Genomic DNA, 19,822 nt, shown 5'->3' on the forward strand with positions numbered 1-19,822 from the left:
CCGGGCTGTCGCGTCTCCCCCCAGTATCGCCGCATACGCGCCGCACAGCGCGTTCCGCACCCGCGTGCTCAGGTGAGCGGGACCGTCAGGGCGCGGAGACCGGGATCCAGGGGGTGGCGCGGAAGGCGGCGCTCGGGGTCAGTGTCTCGCCACGCACGGTGACCGCGGGTCCGGTGGCGACCCGCGCGCAGGCGGCCTTTCCGCCGGCGGTACGGCCGAAGGCGTGGGTCAGGGGCGGGGCCGGAGTCGGGCGCGGGGTGGCGGTGGCCGCCTCGCCGCCGTAGGGGTCCCGCGTCGCGTCCCCTGACGGGTCGCCGTCGTCACCACCCGTGACCCCCGCCGTGGAATCCGCGGAGTCCGTGGGGCCCGTGGGGCCCGTGGCGTCCGTCGGATCGTCGGGCTTGCCGTCGATCGCCCGGGAGTCCGTGACGGTCAGCGGGAGGTCGGCCGCGATGGCGGCGAACAGGCGGCGGCCGGAGTGCGAGACGACCACGCGGTCGGGATCCTCCGGATCGGGCATGTTGGGCATGGTGACGAACGCGATCCGCGCCGACGGCACCTTGCGCAGGTCGTCGATCAGGTCGACCAGCCGGGAGACGCTCCCGAGCCGGGTGTCCACGGTCAGCGCCCGTGTGGCCGCGTCCGCGAGGTCCAGCAGCGAGGCCGGGTCGGTGAACGTGCTGTTCTCGCGCAGCCGGTGGGCGAGCGCGCCGAGGAAGAGATGCTGCGCGTCCGTACGGCCGAGGTCGCTGCCGTCGCCGAACGCGTGGCGCGAGCGCAGGAACTGGAGCGCGGCCGTGCCCTGGAGTTCGTGCCTGCCCTTGGCCAGCTTCAGGTGCGAGTAGGAGTCGTACACATTGCGGTCCACGCAGACCGGGACGCCGCCGACCGCGTCGGACATCCGGACCACGCCCGCGAAGTCGGCCATCACGAAGTGGTCGATGGGGATCCGCGTGAGCGCGTGCACGGCCGCGACCGTACAGCCGGGCCCGTAGCGCAGCGTGGAGTTGATCTGGGCGTGCCGGGGCTCGGTGACACCGCCGTGCGGGTCGCGGCAGGCGGGCAGGTCGGTGACCGTGTCGCGGGGGATGCTGAGCACCGAGGCGTGCGAGCGGTCGGCGGAGATGTGCAGCACCATGCCCACGTCCGCGTTCTGCCCCGGGCCGCAGTCGCCGCCGAGCCGGCAGTCCTCCGGGTCCGCGCGGGTGTCGGAGCCGATCACCAGCACATTGATCGGGGTCCTGCCGAAGGCGTCGGCCCGCTCGGTGCCCGCGTCGCCGCCGACCCCGCCGAACAGGGGCAGATCGCGGATGTTGCCGTCCAGGCGGAGGTAGAGGAAGGCGCCGGTCGCGGCGGTCAGCAGGACCAGGACGGAGACGGCGAGCGCGGTCACCCGCATCGTCCGCCGCCCTCGGTACCGCCGGACGCCGAGGGCTGTGGCGCCCGGCACGGACGGCGTGTCCTCCTCGGGGGATTCCCCGTCTTCGGCCACCGGTTCCCCGCCGGCCCCCGGCGGCCCGGTCCGGTCGTCCTCGTGGGGGTCGTCCTGCCCGTCGGCCATACGTGTGTGCGTCCCTCGCGTCCGTCCACGGACCGGTGGACACGGCGCCCACCAGCGAAATTGCAGTATCACCCACGGCGGCGGCGAATCCCGGCTGCCCGCGGGCGGGGTGTCGTGGACCGTCGCGGCACCCGGCCGCCCCCGTTCCCGCGCCGGGCTATCGGCCGTCGCCGCCCCTCGCACGGCCCTTCCGAATTTCTGGAACGCGTTCTACTGTGTGCGCCGGTATCGGGGCAGCGGCCGGCACCGCCGGTGCGTCCCGACGGGAGTCCCGAAGAGTTCAGGAGGGGCCGTGGACCTGGAATACACGCCCGAACAGCGGCGGCTGCGCGCCGAGTTGCGCGACTACTTCGCCGGTCTCGTACCGGACAACGCCTACGCCCGGCACGACGACCCCGCCGCACGCAAGGACTTCTACCGGCGGACGATCCGCGAGCTCGGCGCCGACCGCTGGCTCGGGATCGGCTGGCCCACCGAATTCGGCGGACGCGGGATGACGCCGATGGCGCAGTTCATCTTCTTCGACGAGGCCGCGCAGGCCGGGGTGCCGCTGCCGCTGATGGCACTCAACACCGTCGGTCCGACGATCATGCAGTTCGGCACGGATGAGCAGAAGGCGTACTTCCTGCCGAAGATCGTCGCGGGCGAGATCGACTTCGCCATCGGCTACTCGGAGCCCGACGCGGGCACCGACCTCGCCGCGCTCAAGACCCGCGCGGTGCGCGACGGCGACACGTACGTGGTCAACGGCCAGAAGATCTGGACCACCAACGGCGACACCGCCGACTGGGTGTGGCTCGCGGTGCGCACCGATCCGGACGCGCCGCCGCACAAGGGCATCAGCATGCTGCTGGTGCCGACCACCGACCCCGGCTACTCCTGCACGGTGATCAACACCCTGGCCTCGCACGACACGACCGCCAGCTACTACGACGACGTCCGCGTGCCCGTCGCCCGCAGGGTCGGCGAGGAGAACAAGGGCTGGCGGCTGATCACCACCCAGCTCAACCACGAGCGGGTCACGCTGGCCGCGCACGGCACCATGGCGATCCGCGCCCTGCACGACGTCCAGCGCTGGGCCGCCGACACCAAGCTCGACGACGGCCGCCGCGTCATCGACCTCGGCTGGGTCCGCGGCCGGCTGGCCCGCGCGCACACCCGGCTCGACGCCATGAAGCTGCTCAACTGGCAGATGGTGGACGCCCTCCAGCGCGGCACCCTCACCCCGCAGGACGCCTCCGCGGTCAAGGTCTACGGCAGCGAGGCCCGGCGGGACGCGTACGCCTGGCTGATGGAGGTGACCGCGGCGGCCGGACCGCTGAAGGAGGGCTCGGCGGGCGCCGTGCTCCACGGCGAGCTGGAACGCGGCTACCGCAGCGCCGTCATCTTCACCTTCGGCGGCGGCAACAACGAGATCCAGCGCGAGATCATCTCCTGGATCGGACTGGGCATGCCGCGCGTCCGCCGCTAGGGCCTGTGCGGCGGGTGCCCGGCTGTTCGGCCCCCGTCGGGGCGCGTCCCCCGTGGCGGTCCGGCGGGTCGGAGCCGTCACCCGGCCGTCGGTCCTACGGGCGGGGCCCGGCGCCCGTCACCCGTCACCCGCCCGGCGGGCCGCGGCTTCGCGAGTCCGCGGCCGTTTTGCCCTGATGCGCTGTGCCGCTTGTCGGCGGTCGCGGCCATACTGGGACCGGGGAAGCACCGAGGACCACGGGGGCGGCGGCACGCGATGGCGGCTGGACATCACGACGGACACGACCAGGGACATCCACAGGGACACGGCCAGGGACGCGAACAGACCTACCAGCAGGGGCGCGAGCAGGGACACGGACCGGGACGCGGGCAGGGGAACGGCCCCGAGGGATTGGGGACCCTCATCCAGGGGCGGTACCGGCTGCACGAACTGATCGGCCGCGGCGGCATGGGCGAGGTCTGGCGTGCGCTGGACGAGTCGCTGGGCCGCCGGGTCGCGGTGAAGTGCCTGAAACCGGTCGGCCACGCGGGCGACGCGGGATTCACCCGCGTCCTCCAGGAGCGCTTCCGCCGCGAGGCGCGCGTCGCGGCGTCCCTCCAGCACCGCGGGGTCACCGTCGTGCACGACTTCGGCGAACACGACGGCGTCCTCTACCTGGTGATGGAACTGCTCGACGGCCGCAATCTGCTCCAGGTGCTGGACGACGCGCGGCGCCATCCGCTGCCGGTCCCCGACATCACCGACATCGCGGAACAGGTCGCGGACGCCCTCGCGTACACGCACACCCAGGGCATCGTGCACCGCGACCTGAAACCGGCCAACATCATGCGGCTCAGCGACGGCGCGGTGAAGATCTGCGACTTCGGCATCGCCCGGCTCGGCCACGACATCGGCTTCACCTCCCGGCTCACCGGCACCGGCATGGCGATGGGCACCCCGCACTACATGTCGCCCGAGCAGATCGGCGCGGTCTCCGAGGTCGACCAGCGCAGCGACCTCTACTCGTTGGGCTGCGTGCTGTACGAACTGGCCACCGGACGGCCGCCGTTCGACCTGGAGGACGCCTGGTCGATCCTGGTCGGCCACCGCGACACCGCGCCCGACCCGCCACGGATGACGCGGCCGGAACTCCCCGCCGAACTGGACCGGTTGATCCTCGACCTGCTCGCCAAGGACCCGGAGGACCGCCCGCAGGACGCCGCGGACGTCGGCGGCCGGCTCAAGGCCATGCGGGCGGCGGCGGGCGCGGCCGCCGCCGAGCGTCCCTCGGCGCTGCCGTCCTGGGCCAGCGGACTGACCACCGGCTCCGCCGCGCGCTCCACCCGCGCGCACCGCATCCCCGACGCGCCGCACCACGAACTCACCGGCGCCTGGTCCACCCGCGTGGTCGTCGCCGCCGCGGGCCCCGACACCCTGGCCGCGCTCGCCGCCCGGCACACCGAGGGCATCGACCTCGGCCGGGTCGGCAACTGGCGGCAGGCGTACGACCTGCACACCTCCGTCGCCGCCGCCCGCGACCGCGCGCTCGGCACCGAGCACCCCGACACCCTGGCCAGCCGCCACGAGGCCGCCTTCTGCCTGGGCAGGCTCGGCCGCACCGAGGAGTCGCTGCGGCTGTACGAGTACATCTCGGACGTACGCCGCCGGGTCCTCGGCCCGGACCACCCGGACACGCTGGTGGCCCGGCACGAGGCCGCGTACGCGCTGGGCAGCCTCGGCCGTTACCTGGAGGCCCACCAGATCTACTCGGCCGTGCTGGCGGCGCGCGAGCGCACGGTCGGCGCGGACCACCCCGACACCCTGCACTGCAAGCACAATCTGGCCTTCAACCTGGGCCGTCTCGGCCGGACGGACGAGTCGTACGCGATGGCCGTCGAGGTCGCCGACGCCCGCGCGCGGGTGCTGGGCGCCGATCACCCCGAGACACTGGTGACCCGCTTCGAGGTCGGCTACGCGCAGGGCCGCGCGGGCCGCTGGGCCGAGGCGCTGGCCACCTACCGCGACGTGGCCGCCGCGCGCGCCCGGGTGCTGGGCGCCGACCACTCCGACACGCTGGCCGCGCGCTACGAGACCGGCATCTGCCTTGGACGGCTCGGCCGCAGCGGCGACGCCCTCGCGCTGTACGAGGAGTTGGTCGAGGCCAGGACCAGGACCGGGGGCTCCACCGACGCCGAGACGCTGCGGGCCCGGCACGCGCTCGGGGTCAATCTGGGACGGCTCGGCCACTGGGACCGGGCGCTGGCCGAGGCGCGCGACGTGGCGGCGGTGCGCGAGCGGGTGCTGGGCGCGGAGCACCCCGACACCCTCGTCAGCAAGCGGGAGATAGCGGTGGGGCTGGGCTGGCTGGGCCGCTGGTCGACCGCGCTCGCGGTCTACCACGAGGTCGCCGAGGCGCGCGAGCGCGTGCTGGGCGCCGACCACTCCGACACCCTCACCAGTCGCAACGACGAGGCGCACTGCCTGGAACAGCTCGGCAGGACCGCCGAGGCGCAGGCCCTGTACCGCCGTGTCTCCGCCCAACAGCAGGGCGCGCCCGAGCGGTTGTGAGCGGCGGGTCCGATCCGGTCCCGGCCCCTCGGCCCCGTCCTCAGCCGATCCGGAGGGTCGCGGCGGCCTTGTAGGTGCGCAGGACCGGCGCCGTCTCGATCCGCGCGATCGGGTCGAGCGCGACCTCGCGGGTCAGATAGCGGTGCAGTTCCTCCGCGTCCCCGCACAGCGCCTGCGCGACCAGATTCGTCGGCCCGGTCGTCGCCGCGACCATCGCCAGTTCCCGGTGCCCCGCCAACTCCGTGGCGACCGCGTCCAGATGCGCGGGCTTCACCTGCATCCACAGCAGCGCCGACACGGTCACGCCCAGCACCGCCGGTTCGATGTCCACGTCGAGGAAGAGCGCGCCACGCGTGCGCAGTTCGGCGAGTGTGCGGGCGACGGTGGCGGCCGTGGAGCCGGTCGCGGCGGCGAGTTCCGCGTAGCTGATCCGGGCGTCGTCGCGCAGCGCGTCCAGCAGGAGGCGGTCGGAGCCGGTGAGGAGATACGGCGAGGCGTCCGGCTCCTCGGCGGCGCTCTCGGCGCGCAGCCGCGCCCGCTGTGCGGCGTCCAGGACACCGACCCGTCCGTGCCAGGCGGTCGGTCCGCCGACGTAGGTGTGCAGGAGGTAGTGCGCGGACACCGCGGTGATCCCGGCGGTACGGGGGATGTCGCGCAGCAGCAGCGCGTGCGCGTCGGGGCCCGCGGGCTGGGTGTGGATGATCGCGACGATCTCGGTGCCGCCCGAGGTCAGCCGTACCCACGAGGTGTCGGGGCGCCGCGCGAGGGCGACCGCGATGTCGTGCGCGGCGCGCGTGGCGGCGGTCAGCCGTACGAACCACTGGTGGATACCGGCGCTGCGCGGCGCGGGCAGCGCGACCACCCGGAGGCCCGCGTGCGCGTACAGGCGTCGGTAGCGGCGTACGACGGTCTGGGTGGAGCAGCCGAGGACGTCCGCGACGAGCGTGAACGGCGCCCGGCCGTCCACTTGCAGGGCGTGGATCAGGCCACGGTCCAGATCGTCGAGTGCGAGCACATTCGCCATATCAGCCGACCTCGATGGAAGTAATCATCGAATTCTGCCACGGAAATGGAAGCGGGTGCCGTACGGGCGGGACGGTGGTGGTCGTCGGTCACGGGGCCGGGGCGTCGCGAGACGGACCACGCGCACGGACGACGGACCGCGCACCCGGACCCGCAGGGGAGAGGCATGTCCCGCAGCACAGGACACGAGACGCATGACACGTACGACCCGCACGGCGCGCCCGCCGTGACCGGGGGTCCCGGCACAGGTGAGGGACCGGCGGCCGGTTCCGTACCGCCGTCCGCGTACCCCTGGCGGTGGATCGCGCTGGCCGCCGTGCTGGTCGCGGAGGCGATGAATCTGCTGGACGCCACGATCGTGCAGGTCGCGGGCCCGGTCATCCACACCGACCTCGGCGGCGCGGCGGCGGCCATCCCGTGGTTCAGCGCCGCCTACACCCTCGCGTTCGCGCTCGGGCTGCTGACCGGCGCCCGGCTCGGCGACATCGCGGGCCGCCGCCGGGTCTTCCGGATCGGGGTGACGGCCTTCGCCGTCACGTCGCTGGCGTGCGCGCTCGCGCCGACACCCGAGACGCTGATCGGACTGCGGGCGCTGCAAGGCGCGGCGGCGGCGCTGATCATCCCGCAGACCTTCGGCCTGATCCGCGCGATGTTCGACGGCGACGAACTGGCCAAGGCGCTGGGCACGATCGGCCCGGTGATGGGTCTGTCCGCGGTCCTCGGCCCGGTGCTCGGCGGGGTCCTGACGCACGCCGACCTGTTCGGCTCGTCCTGGCGCGCCTGCTTCATGGTCAACGTCCCGCTCGCGGTCGTCGTGCTGGCCGTCGCGCGACGGCTGCGCGAGGACCGTGCCCCGGTCCGGCCGCGCCTCGACCCGGCGGGGACGGCGCTGGCCATGGCGGGCACCGCGCTGGTGGTGTGCCCGCTGGCCACCGGCTCGCCCGGAGCGGCCGGATGGGCGGTGGCGGCCGTCGGCGCCGCCGTACTGGCGCTGTTCGTCGTCCACCAGCGGCGCACCGCGCGCGGCGGCGGGGCGCCGCTGATCGAACCGGCCCTGCTGCGCGGCCGTGCCTTCCCCGCCGCGCTCGCCACCTCCACGCTGTTCTTCGCCGTCATGAACGGCGTCGTGATCACCGTGGTCCTCCATCTCGAACTGGGCCTGCGCCGCGGCCCGCTCACCGCGGGACTGACCATGCTGCCCTGGTCGCTCGGGCTGTCCGCGGGTTCGGTGGCCGCGGGCGGCCGTCTGGTCCCGCGCTACGGGACCCGCGTCATGCACGCCGGGATCGCCTTCCTCGGCGTCGGGATCGGCGGCGCGGTCCTCGCCTACCGGTCCGCCGCGCCCGACGCGTACCCGACGGCGCTGCTGTTCGCGCTCGCCGTCGCGGGCCTGGGCACCGGGCTGTTCACCCCGCCGTTCTTCACCACCGCGCTGAGCGGCGTCGGCCGGCAGGAGACCGGCTCGGCCGCCGGGCTGCTCAACGCCGTCCAGCAACTCGGCGGCACCATCGGCGTCGCCGTGATCGGCGGCGTCTACCTCGCGGGGGACGGCACACCGCGCGCCGCCGCGCAGGCAGCCCTCGGTACCGCCGCCGCGATCCTGGCGGCGACCGCGGTCGCCGCGGCGGTGATGACGGTGCGGCGGGGCGACGAGGGCGGCGACAGCCGCTGATGTGACGGGGGGCGGCGGCCGGGAGCGCCGCTGATGTGACGGGGCGGCGGCCGGGAGCGCCGCCGACGTGTGGCGCGCTCGGGCGTCGCGGCCCCGCGTGACGGGCGCGGGGTCGCAGAAATCTGACACCACGTCAGAAAATCTCTTCCCTCTCCAGACCGGCTGCGGCATCCTGCCCCCCATGGAGACCGAGCTGAGCACACGGCTGGGCATCGAGTACCCCGTCTTCGGCTTCACGCCGTTCCCCGCGGTCGCCGCCGCGATCAGCCGCGCGGGCGGCATGGGCGTCCTGGGCGCGGTCCGCTACTCCGCCCCCGACGAACTCGCCCGCGACCTCGACTGGTTGGACGGGCACACCGACAAACTGCCGTACGGCCTCGACGTCGTGATGCCCGCGAAGAAGGTCGAGGGAGTCACCGAGGCGGACATCGAGGCGATGATCCCGCCGGAACACCGCGCCTACGTCGAGGCGTTGCTGACCAAACACGGCGTCCCCGCACTCGCCGCCGACGAGCGCGCGGGCTGGCGGATCACCGGCTGGATGGAGAAGGTCGCCCGCGACCAGCTCGACGTCGCCTTCGACTACCCGATCAAGCTGCTGGCCAACGCGCTGGGCTCACCGCCCGCCGACGTCGTGCGCCGGGCCCATGACCACGGTGTGCTGGTCGCCGCGCTCGCCGGCAGCGCCCGGCACGCGCGGCACCACCAGGAGGCGGGCATCGACATCGTGGTCGCCCAGGGCTACGAGGCGGGCGGCCACACCGGGGAGATCGCGAGCATGGTGCTCGTCCCCGAAGTGGTGCGCGCCGTCGCCCCGTTGCCGGTGCTCGCGGCAGGCGGCATCGGCACCGGCGAACAGGTCGCCGCCGGGCTGGCGTTGGGCGCGCAGGGCGTCTGGCTCGGCTCGGTCTGGCTCACCGCCGCCGAGGCCGATCTGCACTCGCCCGCCCTCACCCGCAAGCTGCTCGCCGCGGGCTCGGGCGACACCGTCCGCTCCCGCGCCCTCACCGGCAAACCCGCCCGCCAGCTCCGCACCGAGTGGACCGACGCCTGGGAGGACCCGGCAGGCCCCGGCACCCTGCCGATGCCGCTCCAGGGCCTGCTGGTCGCCGACGCCGTCTCCCGCATCCAGCGCCACGAGGTCGGCCCGCTGCTCGGCACACCGGTCGGCCAGATCGTCGGCGCGATGAACCAGGAGCGCCCCGTCCAGGCCGTCTTCGACGACCTCACGCGCGGCTTCGAGCGCGCGATGGACCGGCTGAACCGTATCGCCGGACGCGGCGCGCAGGACGGCGCCGCCCCCGGCCCAGGGCGTGACCGGCGCTGACCGCCCGCACGCGCAGAACAGATCTGCTCCGGCAGACCCGACCGCTGAGGAGGACCGGATGAGCACGTCCACGCCCAACGGCTTCTGGGCACAGGCCGAACAGGACCCCGGCCGTACCGTTCTCACCGCGCCCGACGGCGAGCAGTGGAGCGCCGAGCGGCTGCACGCGGCGTCCAACCGGCTCGTGCACGGGCTGCGCGCGGCCGGATTGGAGCCCGGCGACGCCTTCGCCGTCGTGCTGCCCAACGGCGTCGAGTTCTTCACCGCCTATCTCGCCGCCTTCCAGGCCGGTTTCTACCTGGTGCCCGTCAACCACCACTTCGTGGCCCCCGAGATCGGCTGGATACTCGCCGACTCCGGCGCCAAGGTGCTCATCGCGCATGAGCGCTTCGCCGAGGCCGCCCGCGAGGCGGCCGACGAGGCGGGGTTCGCCTCGGACCGGCGGTACGCGGTCGGCGACATCGACGGCTTCCGCCCCTTCGCCGACCTGCTCGCGGGACAGCCCGCCACCGCGCCCGACGCCAGGACCAGCGGCTGGGTCATGAACTACACCTCGGGCACCACCGGCCGCCCGCGCGGCATCCGCCGCCCGCTGTCGGGCAAGCCGCCCGAGGAGACGTATCTCGGCGGGTTCCTCGGGATCTTCGGGATCAAGCCCTTCGACGGCAACGTCCACCTCGTCTGCTCACCGCTCTACCACACCGCCGTGCTCCAATTCGCGGGCGCCGCCCTGCACATCGGGCACCCGGTGGTGCTGATGGACAAGTGGACGCCGGAGGAGATGCTGCGCGTCATCGACCGCTACCACTGCACGCACACGCACATGGTCCCCACGCAGTTCCACCGGCTGCTGGCCCTGCCGGAGGACGTACGGGGGCGCTACGACGTGACGTCCATGCGGCACGCGATCCACGGCGCCGCGCCCTGCCCCGACCACGTCAAGCGGGCGATGCTGGAGTGGTGGGGCCCGTGCGTGGAGGAGTACTACGCGGCCAGCGAGGGCGGCGGCACCTTCGCCACCGCGCGGGAGTGGCTGAAGAAACCCGGCACCGTGGGGCGGGCCTGGCCGATCAGCGAGATCGCCGTCCACGACGACGCCGGGAATCTGCTGCCGCCCGGCGAGGTCGGCACCGTCTACATCAACATGAAGACCGGCGGCTTCAGTTACCACAAGGACGCGGCCAAGACCCGGTCCAACCGGATCGGCGACTTCTTCACCGTCGGCGACCTCGGCTATCTCGACGAGGACGGCTACCTCTTCCTGCGCGACCGCAAGATCGACCTGATCATCTCCGGCGGCGTCAACATCTACCCCGCCGAGATCGAGGCCGCCCTCCTCACCCACCCCGCCGTCGCCGACGCCGCCGCCTTCGGCATCCCGCACGACGAGTGGGGCGAGGAGGTCAAGGCCGTGGTCGAGGCCGCACCCGGACACGAGCCGGGACCGGCGCTCGCCGACGACATCCTCGAACACTGCGGCCGGAGACTGGCCGGGTACAAGCGGCCCAAGACCGTCGACTTCGTCGCCGAGATGCCCCGCGACCCCAACGGCAAGCTGTACAAGCGACGGCTCCGCGAGCCGTATTGGGCCGAGCGCGAACGCCCGCTGTGAGCGGCCCGCGGCACCGTAGCCTCGGCGTATGGGTGAGATTCTGAACGTCGAGGCGAACGGTGTGCGGCTCGCCTACGAGGTGGCCGGTCCGGCGGACGGGCCGCCGCTCCTGCTGCTGCACGCGCTGGGCGAGGACCGTACGTCCTGGCGTGCGGTGTCGGACGCGCTGGCCGCCGACGGCTGGCGCGCGTACGCGCCCGACCTGCGCGGCCACGGCGCGAGCGAACGCCCCGGCACGTACTCCTTCGAGCTGCTGCGGGACGACGTGCTCGGCTTCCTCGACGCGCTGGGACTGCGGCGGGTGACGGTGGTCAGCCACTCGCTGGGCACGTTCGCCGCGTCGCTGGCGGCCATCGCGCGGCCGGACGCCGTACGGCGGCTCGTACTGGAGGAGGGCCCGCTGCCCTTCCCCGCCGACCCGCCGCGCCCCGTCCCGACCGAAGCCCCCGGGGAGCCGACCCCGTACGACTGGCGTCTTCTGCCCGCCGTCGCGGCGCAGCGCAACGACCCCGACCCGGCCTGGTGGCGCGACCTCACCGCGATCACCGCGCCCACCCTGCTCGTCGCGGGCGGCCCGAGCAGCCACCTGCGCCAGGACCAGCTCGCCCGGGTCGCGGGCCGCATCCCCGACTGCCGCCTGGCCACCATCGAGGCCGGTCACATGATCCACGACGACCGCCCGGCTGAATTCCTGCGCGAGGTGCGGGCCTTCCTGTCCCCGGTCCCGGCCGGTCGGCCGGCGGACGGGACGCGGGGCTGAGGCCCGACGAGTACGGTCAGTGCCTTCCGGCGACGGGAACCGCGCCGCCTGACACCATGGCCGACGGGCGGCGTGGCCGTCGTGGGTGCCCGGTGCCGTCGTCCGGCGGCGGTCAGCCGGTGACGCGGGCGGCGATCGTACGGGCGCAGGCCAGCGACGGCGTGCGGCTGCTGTCGACCTCCAGGTCGTAGCGCACACCGCGGTGGACGAGGTCGGCCTGGGAGCGGGCCATGCCGGTGGCGCGGTCGCCGCGGGCGGCCTCGCGGGCCGCCGCCACCTCGGGGTCGCAGCGCACGCCGACCCACAGGACGTCGAGGCCGGTCAGGGCGGTGCGCCAGCGCTCCTGGGAGTCGGGCCCGCCGAGGAAGACCTCGTCCACGACGATCCTGGCCCCCGCGCGGGCCATCGCCCCGATGCCCCGCGCCCAGGCGATGTCCAGCAGCCGGAAGTCGTCGCCGACCGACACCGAGCCGTCGGGTCCGAAGCCGATGCCGCCCTCGGGGTCCTCCGAGGTGCGCATCGCGGCGGGCAGCGCGTCGACCAGGGTGTCGCAGCCGAAGGTCAGCCAGGGCCGCGGCAGCACATCTTGCAGGCAGCGGGCGATCCTGGACTTCCCGGAACTCGATCCGCCGTTGAGAATGATCACCTCAGTGGACATCCCGACACGGTAGGCGCGGTGAGGGGAACCGGCGAGTGGATATCGGCAGCGGCTCGGACACGGGCTTCGACGGCGGCTCCAGCAGCGGCTCCGGCAGCGGCTCCGGGTCGGCGGACACCACCCGCGTCATGACCTGGAATCTCTGGTGGCGGTTCGGGAACTGGCGCGAGCGGCGGGACGCGATCGTGCGGACGCTGGCCGAGGTCCGGCCGGACGTCGTGGGCCTCCAGGAGGTGTGGGGGAGCGCGGACGAGAATCTGGCCGGGTGGCTGGCGGACGAGCTGGGCATGGAGTGGGCCTGGTCGCGCGCCCCGGTGCAGGACCGCTGGCACGGGCGCAACGGCGGTGACACCACCGTCGATGTCGGGGTCGCGGTGCTCAGCCGCCACCCGATCCTGGAGACCGCCGAGCGTCGGCTGCCCGCGGGTGCCGCGGCCGACGACGGCAAGACGGCGCTGCACACGCTGATCGACGCGCCCGGCGGCCCGCTGCCCTTCTTCACCACCCACCTCAACTCCGGGGCCGCCGATTCCGCGGTCCGCTGCCTCCAGGTGCGGGAGCTGGCCGCCTTCGTGGCCGAGCGGTCGACCGGCGGGCATCCGCCCGTCGTCACCGGGGACTTCAACGCGGAACCGGACTTCGACGAGATCCGGCTGATGGGCGGCTACCGGACGGCGCCCGCCGTTCCGGGGCTCGTGCTGGTCGACGCCTGGCGGTTCGCCGACCCCGCCCTGCCGAACGGCACCTGGGACATCACCCAGCAGGACGCGGCCAACTTCGGCAACCGGCCCACCTGCCTCGACTACATCTTCGTCGGCATGCCGACGGCCGGGGGCACGCGCGGCGCCGTCCAGCGCGCCCACCGGGCCGGTGACCGCCCGGTCGACGGCGTCTGGCCCTCCGACCACGCGGCCGTGGTCGTCGACCTGGCCCAGGGCGCGGCGACCGGCGGCCGACCGGACCCGCGCTAGGCCCTGTCGGCGCCCGTGCTCCCGCCCCCGTCGTGCCACTCGGCGGACAGCGCCCGCGCCGGGTTGGTCACGAAGACCGCATCGGCCGCCGCCGTGCCCAACTCTCTTTCCAGGCGCGGCCGGAGCGTACGCAGGAGGTAGGGCAGCCCCGGACCGCCGCCGGTCGAGGAGCGGGCGGCGGCCGTCGTGGTGTCGCCGCCGAGCAGGAGCTGCGCGGTGTGGCCGGCCTCGGCGAGCGCGACCATGCAGTCGATCAGCCGCCAGTCGGTGGCGTGGTTGGCGCGTGAGGGGCCGTCGAAGGCGAGGAACGCGCCGGAGGCGGCCAGTTCGCGGTGGACGCCCGGATCGGGGAAGCGGTTGAGGTGGCCGAGCAGGACGCTGGCGGTGGGTACGCCCTCTTCGCCGTGGAGTACGCCGAGGACGTCGACCGCGGCGGTCCCCAGCTCGTGGTGGACGCCGATCGGCGCACCCGTGGTGTGGTGGGCCTCGGCCGCCGCCGCCAGGACCCGCCGGGCGTGGCCGTCGAGGCCGTGGAACATCCCGGCGACCTTGATCATGCCCGCCCTCGCGGTGCCGCGCGGGCCGTCCGGGTCGTCGCCGTCGAGCAGCCCCCGGGTCAGCTCGGCGGTGAAGAAGGCGGCCAGGCCGTCCGCGCGCAGCCGCTCCACCAGCTCGGGCGCGTAGTGGGCGGCCTGGTGCAGTCTGGTCGCCGCCACGACGTGCACGCCCGAGGTCCGCGACAGCGCGGGCAGCTCGACCGCTCGCCGCCCGAGGCCGAACGGCGTCCACTGGGCGACCGCCGCCCCGCCGAGCGCCCGGAAGGCGGCCAACTCGGCCACCGCCGCCGCCGGATCGTCCAGCTCCTGTCCGGCGAGCGCGGGCATGCGCAGGAAGAGATGGTCGTGGGCGTCGCACACCCCGAGCCGGTCGGGCGCGATGTCCCCGAGGACAGTACGCACCGCCCTCGTCCCGGACCGCCCGCTCATCGCGCACCGCCCGGCGCCGTGCCGTCGGCGTCGTCCGCGCTGCCCGCGCTGCCCGCGCTGCCCGGGCCGTCCGCGAAGACGCCAGCCGCCACCCGCAGCCCGGCCAACGCCCTCGGCACGCCCGCGTACGGTGCGAGGTGCACCATCACCTCCACGATCTCGCGTGGGGACATGCCGATCCGCAGGCTGTTGCGGACATGGTCGTCGAGCTGCGGCTCGACCCCGCCGATCGCGGTCAGCGCCGCCAGATTGGCGATCTGCCGGTCCCTCAGGGCCAGCCCCTCGCGCTGGTAGGTGCCGCCGAAGAGGGCGGTGACGATCCAGTCGGGGAAGCCGGGGGCGAGCGAGTCGAGGCCGGTGAGGGTGGACTCGACGGTGGAGGGGCCCGCCATTTCGGCCAGCAGCCGGTAGCCGGCGTCCCGGTCGATCGTGCTCGGCGTCATCGCCGTAGGGGCCGTACGGGCCGTAGGGACCGTTGGGGATGTACGCGCCGTATCAGCCGTAGGGGTGGTCACCACTGCTGTCCCGTCTCGATCGTGTCCAACTCCGGTGCCGACAGACGCAGCACCTCGTACCGCTCCTCGCCGGGGGCGGGCGGGGCCGTCTGTTCCCACAGGGTGAAGCGCAGCAGCTCCCACCGCCGGGGGTCGACGGCGAGCGCGACGCTGTGCGCGCCGGGGCGTGCGGCCAGCTCCGGCAGTTCCGCGAGCGCGGCACTGATCACGGCGGCGGGCTCGGCGCCCGGGTCCAGCGGCCACGCCTTCCTGGCCGCCGCGCGCGGAACGGCGCCGAAGGACGGTCCCCGCGCGAAGCCGAGCCCGGTCCAGTGCTCGACCACCGGCCGTCCGAAGTCGCTGACGATCCCCTGGAATCCGGGACCCCACAGGAAGCCGTTCATGCCCTGCGGGGTGTTCCACAGATAGAACGGGGCGTACTGGTTGACCGGCGAGTCCTCGACCCCGCGCTCACGTATGAGGTACGCCTTGGCGCCCAGGCCGGGGAAATCGTCCAGGAGGTGGCCGCGGGTCGCCACCCGGTGCCGGATGATGCCCATGTCGTAGTCGGCGGGCAGGGTGATGCGGTAGTTCATCGCGTGCATGGTCGGTGGCTCCCCCATGAGTGCCGCGGCGCCGCCTCGGAGCGGTGCGCCGCCGTCGTGCGGCGGGACGGGTCCGGTCAGGTGTCGGGTCGAGAAGCGGCGCCGGGTGGCGGTGGTCAGGACGCCGTACGCGCCGCCGTCAGCAGCGCCGTGGCACCCCGTACCGCCCGGTCGAACGGCTCCTGCGAGTCGGCGGCGCGGGCCAGGACGTAACCGCCCTGGACGACGGCGACTATCGCGGCGGCCGTGTCGTACGGATCCAGGCCCGGCCGCAGCTCGCCGCTGTCCATGCCGTCGGCGATGATCCCGGCGAGCCGGTCGCACAGCCAGCCGAAGGTCTCCGCCACCGGCTGTCGCAGCTCCGCGCTGTCGATGACGTCCGGGTCCATGGCCATCCGGCCGACCCGGCAGCCGCGCAGGGCGTCGCGCTCGCGCAGCAGATACGCCAGCGCCTTCTCCACAGCCGTCTCGCCGCCCGCCAGTTGCTCCTCTGCCTGGGCCCTGAGCTGCGCGGCGCTGCGCCGCATCGCCGTCACCGCCAGGTCCGGCTTGCCCCGGAAGTGGTGGTACATGCTGCCCTGCCCGGCACCCGCCCGGTCCTGTATGGCCTTCGGGCTGGTCCCGACATAGCCCCGCTCCCAGAGCAGCTCCTGGGCGCTCTCGATCAACCGCTCCGCCGTGTCCATGGAACCGAGTGTACATACTAGTAGGTACAGAAACCAGGGTGAAAAAGAAGGCGGCGGGCCACCCCGCCGCCGCTCCTAGGTTCCCGAAGACCGGCGGGTTCAGCCGGGACCGGCGAATTCCACCTCCGCGGCGGAGACGACGGTGCCGAACCGGGGGAAGTCGAGGGAGACCGTCGCCCGGTGCTCGGCGGCGGTGAGGCCGGACATCGCGTCCTCGGCGAAGACCAGCCGGTAGCCGTGGTCGGCGGCGGCCCGCGCGGTGGACTCCACGCCCATGTTGGTGGCTATCCCGGCCATGACGAGGGTGTCGATGCCGCGCTCTTGGAGCCGGTCGTGGAGACCGGTGTCGTGGAAGGCGCCGACGGTCCGCTTCACGACGAGCAGGTCGCCGTCCCGCGCCACGCCCTCCACCAGGCCGCTGCCCGGCGGCTGTTCCGCGGGGCCGGTGCGCTGCGCGCGAACGGCGACGACCGTCGCGCCCGCGTCCCGGAAGGACGCGGCGAGGCCGCACGCGGCGGTGAGCACGTCGGGCCCGCTGTACGGAGCCAGGGGTAACGCGACGATCCGGTCCATGAGGTCGACCAGCACCAGCGCGGTGCGGGCCGGATCGAGGCCGGGAGAGAGCGGGGACAGGGCGGAGTGCGGCGCATGCGGCGACTCGCGGCCGGAGTTCCGCCCGGCGCCGCGTTGGTGATCATGTACGGTCATGATCGGACCCTACCCGCCGGATCCGGCCCCCTGTACGACGATCGAACGGGCCCACCGGTAGTCGGCCTTGCCGCTGGGGGAGCGCTGGATGCGGTCGGTCACCACCAGACTGCGCGGAATCTTGTACCCGGCCAGCCGCGCACGGCAGTGCGCCTGCACGTCCTCGAGGGTGAGCGGGTCCGCCCCGTCCCGCGGCTGCACCACCGCCGCCACGCGGTGGCCCCAGCGCTCGTCCGGCACCCCCGCCACCAGCGCGTCGTAGACGTCGGGATGCGCCTTGAGCGCCTCCTCGACCTCCTCCGGATAGACCTTCTCGCCACCGGTGTTGATGCATTGCGAGCCCCGCCCGAGCACCGTCACCACGCCGTCCTCGTCCACGGTGGCCATGTCGCCGAGCAGTACCCAGCGTTCGCCGTCCCGCCGGAAGAAGGTCGCCGCGGACGCGGCGGGGTCGTTGTAATAGCCGAGCGGTACGTGGCCGCGCAGCGCGATACGGCCGGGCGCCGCGCCGGTCACCGGTTCGAGCGTGGCCGGGTCGACCACCGCGATGTGCGAGTCGACCGAGATGCGGAAGCCGCGGTCGGGGCCCGCGTCGGCCGTCGCGGTGCCGTTGAAACCGGACTCCGACGAGCCGAAGTTGTTGAGGATCAGCACCCCGGGCACCAGCGACTGGAACTGGTCCCTGACCGTTTGCGACATCACCGCGCCCGAGCTGGACAGGGTGAACAGCGAGGAGCAGTCGGTGCCTTGGAGCGGTCCGGCCAGCGCGTCGGCGAGCGGCCTGAGCATCGCGTCGCCGACCAGCGAGACACTGGTGACCCGTTCCTTCGCGATGGTGCGCAGCACCTCCTCCGGCACGAATTTCCGGTGGATCACCACCTTCTGGCCGAAGTGGAAGCCGATGAAGGCGGTGAGCGTGGACGTGCCGTGCATCAGCGGCGGGGTGGGGAAGAAGACCAGGCCCTCGCCGCCGGCCGCGACCCGCTCCGCCAGCTCCTCCGGCCGTTTGACCGGCTCGCCGGTCGGGGCGCCGCCGCCCATCCCCGAGAAGAACAGGTCCTCCTGACGCCACATCACACCCTTGGGCATGCCGGTCGTGCCGCCGGTGTAGATGACGAACTGGTCGTCGGCCGACCGCGGGCCGAAGTCGCGTAAGGACGATTCCGCGGCCACCGCGTCGGCGAACTCCACCGTATCCAGGGCGGATTCCGCGTCCTCGGCGGCGGGCGGGCCGCCCACCCGGATCAGATGCCGCAGCCGGTCGGCTTGCGGCAGGGCCGCGGCCACGCGGTCGGTGAACTCGGCGTCGAAGACCAGCGCCGCCAGGTCGGCGTCCCGGTAGAGGTAGACCAACTCCTCGGCCACATAGCGGTAGTTGACGTTGACCGGCACCAGGCGGGCCTTGAGGCAGGCGTAGGCGGTCTGGAGGTATTCGACCCCGTTGTAGAGGTGCAGTCCGACGTGTTCGCCGGGGCGCAGGCTGGCCGCGAGGAGGTGGTGGGCGAGCCGGTTGGCCGCCGCGTCGAGTTGCGCGTACGTCAGCCGCCGCTCGGATCCGGTGCCCGGGTGGTCGACGTACACCAGCGCCTCCCGGTCCGGTACGGCGTCGACGACCGACTCGAAGAGGTCGGCAAGGTTGTACTCCACGGCGTCTCCCGTCCCGCGCGGTCCCGCGTCGGTCGTCGGTGAAGGTGAAGTGGCGGTGGGCTCGCGGTCATTAGAGCGGTCCGGGCGTGCGGTGGGAAGGGCTCCCGTCCAACAAATCTGACGAGTAGTCAGAAAACCCTTGTCCCCGGCCTGCGGCTACTGCAACCTGTTCCAGTACCGGACGGAAGGAGCACCGTGATGGGCGGTACGGAACACCTCACCGTGGAGCGTGCGGGCGCCACCCTCGTCCTCACCCTGAACCGGCCGCGGGCGCGCAACGCGTTCTCGCTGCCGATGCTCGTCGGGCTGTACGACGGCTGGGTCGAGGCCGACGAGGACGACGCGATCCGCTCGATCGTGCTGACCGGAGCGGGCGGCGCCTTCTGCGCCGGGATGGACCTCAAAGCGCTGTCGGAGGGCGCCGACGAGACCGCCACGCGGGCGCGGGCCCGGCTGAAGGACGACCCCGATCTGCACTGGAAGGCGATGCTCCGGCACCACCGGCCGCGCAAACCCGTGATCGCCGCTGTCGAAGGACCGTGCGTGGCGGGCGGCACCGAGATCCTCCAGGGCACCGACATCCGGATCGCGGGACGGAGCGCGGTCTTCGGCCTGTTCGAGGTCCGTCGCGGCCTCTTCCCGATCGGCGGCTCGACCGTACGGCTCACCCGGCAGATCGCCCGCACCCACGCGCTGGAGATGCTGCTCACCGGACGCCCGTACAGCGCCGACGAGGCCCGCGACATCGGCCTGATCGGCCATGTCGTGCCCGACGGGACCGCGTTGGACCGGGCCATGGAGACCGCGGAGCTGATCAACGCCAACGGCCCGCTCGCCGTCGAGGCCGTCAAGGCCAGCGTCTACGACACCGCGGAGTTGCCCGAGACCGAGGCGCTGAAACTCGAACTCGAGCGCGGCTGGCCGCTGTTCGCCACCGCCGACGCGAAGGAAGGACCGCGCGCCTTCGCCGAGAAGCGGCAGCCGGTCTTCCGCCGCGCCTGAGCCCCGGCGCCTGATGCCGGGCACCCGAACCCCCGGCGCCTGAAGCCGGGCGCCTGACCCCCGGCACCGGACGCCCAGCGCGCTCGGCCAGC

17 protein-coding genes are annotated in these 19,822 nt (G+C 73.6%); 8 read left to right on the forward strand and 9 right to left on the reverse strand.

Going from position 1 to position 19,822, the window contains the following annotated elements:
• Positions 1-85: 85 nt before the first annotated feature.
• Complete coding sequence (locus ACIO6U_RS32970) at positions 86-1,561, reverse strand: LCP family protein (RefSeq protein ID WP_401724716.1); 1,476 nt, start codon at positions 1,559-1,561, stop codon at positions 86-88.
• A 292-nt stretch (positions 1,562-1,853) separates the two neighbouring features.
• Between ACIO6U_RS32970 and ACIO6U_RS32975 the strand changes: the two genes are divergently transcribed.
• Both ACIO6U_RS32975 and ACIO6U_RS32980 read left to right on the forward strand, forming a co-directional pair.
• Positions 1,854-3,032 (forward strand): acyl-CoA dehydrogenase family protein, encoded by a 1,179-nt coding sequence (locus ACIO6U_RS32975; RefSeq protein WP_401724719.1) that lies wholly within the window; start codon positions 1,854-1,856, stop codon positions 3,030-3,032.
• A gap of 390 nt (positions 3,033-3,422) precedes the next feature.
• Complete coding sequence (locus tag ACIO6U_RS32980; protein ID WP_401724722.1) at positions 3,423-5,579, forward strand: tetratricopeptide repeat protein; 2,157 nt, start codon at positions 3,423-3,425, stop codon at positions 5,577-5,579.
• Positions 5,580-5,619: 40 nt separating this feature from the next.
• Here ACIO6U_RS32980 and ACIO6U_RS32985 read toward each other — a convergent pair whose 3' ends face one another.
• Entirely contained in the window at positions 5,620-6,594 is a 975-nt protein-coding gene (locus ACIO6U_RS32985) for an Lrp/AsnC family transcriptional regulator (protein ID WP_401724830.1), read from the reverse strand.
• 174 nt (positions 6,595-6,768) lie between these two features.
• Here ACIO6U_RS32985 and ACIO6U_RS32990 point away from each other — a divergent pair, with 174 nt between their 5' ends.
• The 4 genes from ACIO6U_RS32990 (at position 6,769) to ACIO6U_RS33005 (ending at position 11,973) form a co-directional block, all read left to right on the forward strand.
• Positions 6,769-8,274 (forward strand): MFS transporter, encoded by a 1,506-nt coding sequence (locus tag ACIO6U_RS32990; RefSeq protein WP_401724725.1) that lies wholly within the window; start codon positions 6,769-6,771, stop codon positions 8,272-8,274.
• A gap of 181 nt (positions 8,275-8,455) precedes the next feature.
• Positions 8,456-9,601 (forward strand): NAD(P)H-dependent flavin oxidoreductase, encoded by a 1,146-nt coding sequence (locus ACIO6U_RS32995; RefSeq protein WP_401724728.1) that lies wholly within the window; start codon positions 8,456-8,458, stop codon positions 9,599-9,601.
• A 58-nt stretch (positions 9,602-9,659) separates the two neighbouring features.
• A complete protein-coding gene (locus ACIO6U_RS33000; RefSeq protein ID WP_391050135.1) occupies positions 9,660-11,213 on the forward strand; it encodes an AMP-binding protein in 1,554 nt (517 codons plus the stop codon).
• A 28-nt stretch (positions 11,214-11,241) separates the two neighbouring features.
• Complete coding sequence (locus ACIO6U_RS33005; RefSeq protein WP_401724731.1) at positions 11,242-11,973, forward strand: alpha/beta fold hydrolase; 732 nt, start codon at positions 11,242-11,244, stop codon at positions 11,971-11,973.
• A 112-nt stretch (positions 11,974-12,085) separates the two neighbouring features.
• On the opposite strand, the gene cpt is transcribed toward ACIO6U_RS33005, so the two are convergent.
• Positions 12,086-12,631, reverse strand: coding sequence for a chloramphenicol phosphotransferase CPT (gene cpt / locus ACIO6U_RS33010; RefSeq protein WP_401313947.1), 546 nt, complete (start codon positions 12,629-12,631; stop codon positions 12,086-12,088).
• A gap of 128 nt (positions 12,632-12,759) precedes the next feature.
• On the opposite strand from cpt, the gene ACIO6U_RS33015 reads away from it, so the two are divergent.
• On the forward strand, positions 12,760-13,602 hold the full coding sequence (locus ACIO6U_RS33015) for an endonuclease/exonuclease/phosphatase family protein (protein ID WP_401724833.1): 843 nt from the start codon (positions 12,760-12,762) through the stop codon (positions 13,600-13,602).
• Here ACIO6U_RS33015 and ACIO6U_RS33020 read toward each other — a convergent pair.
• The 6 genes from ACIO6U_RS33020 to ACIO6U_RS33045 all read right to left on the reverse strand — a co-directional run bounded on the left by ACIO6U_RS33020 (position 13,599) and on the right by ACIO6U_RS33045 (position 18,728).
• Positions 13,599-14,588, reverse strand: a complete 990-nt coding sequence (locus tag ACIO6U_RS33020; protein ID WP_401724733.1) for a phosphotriesterase — start codon at positions 14,586-14,588, stop codon at positions 13,599-13,601. The two genes, ACIO6U_RS33015 and ACIO6U_RS33020, sit on opposite strands and share 4 nt — an antisense overlap.
• Complete coding sequence (locus tag ACIO6U_RS33025; protein WP_401724736.1) at positions 14,585-15,031, reverse strand: carboxymuconolactone decarboxylase family protein; 447 nt, start codon at positions 15,029-15,031, stop codon at positions 14,585-14,587. The genes ACIO6U_RS33020 and ACIO6U_RS33025 overlap by 4 nt, the downstream gene beginning before the upstream one ends.
• 68 nt (positions 15,032-15,099) lie before the next feature.
• Complete coding sequence (locus ACIO6U_RS33030; protein WP_401724738.1) at positions 15,100-15,687, reverse strand: DUF4865 family protein; 588 nt, start codon at positions 15,685-15,687, stop codon at positions 15,100-15,102.
• A gap of 116 nt (positions 15,688-15,803) precedes the next feature.
• Positions 15,804-16,373 (reverse strand): TetR/AcrR family transcriptional regulator, encoded by a 570-nt coding sequence (locus ACIO6U_RS33035; RefSeq protein ID WP_355343976.1) that lies wholly within the window; start codon positions 16,371-16,373, stop codon positions 15,804-15,806.
• A gap of 99 nt (positions 16,374-16,472) precedes the next feature.
• Positions 16,473-17,081, reverse strand: coding sequence for an isochorismatase family protein (locus tag ACIO6U_RS33040; RefSeq protein ID WP_401724741.1), 609 nt, complete (start codon positions 17,079-17,081; stop codon positions 16,473-16,475).
• A 9-nt stretch (positions 17,082-17,090) separates the two neighbouring features.
• Positions 17,091-18,728: an acyl-CoA synthetase gene (locus tag ACIO6U_RS33045; protein WP_401724744.1), complete on the reverse strand. Its 1,638-nt coding sequence runs from the start codon at positions 18,726-18,728 to the stop codon at positions 17,091-17,093.
• A gap of 198 nt (positions 18,729-18,926) precedes the next feature.
• On the opposite strand from ACIO6U_RS33045, the gene ACIO6U_RS33050 reads away from it, so the two are divergent.
• Positions 18,927-19,730: a crotonase/enoyl-CoA hydratase family protein gene (locus tag ACIO6U_RS33050; RefSeq protein ID WP_401724747.1), complete on the forward strand. Its 804-nt coding sequence runs from the start codon at positions 18,927-18,929 to the stop codon at positions 19,728-19,730.
• Positions 19,731-19,822 lie beyond the last annotated feature (92 nt).

Origin of the sequence: Streptomyces sp. NPDC087422 (genome assembly GCF_044744145.1) — a bacterium.
Lineage (GTDB): Bacteria > Actinomycetota > Actinomycetes > Streptomycetales > Streptomycetaceae > Actinacidiphila.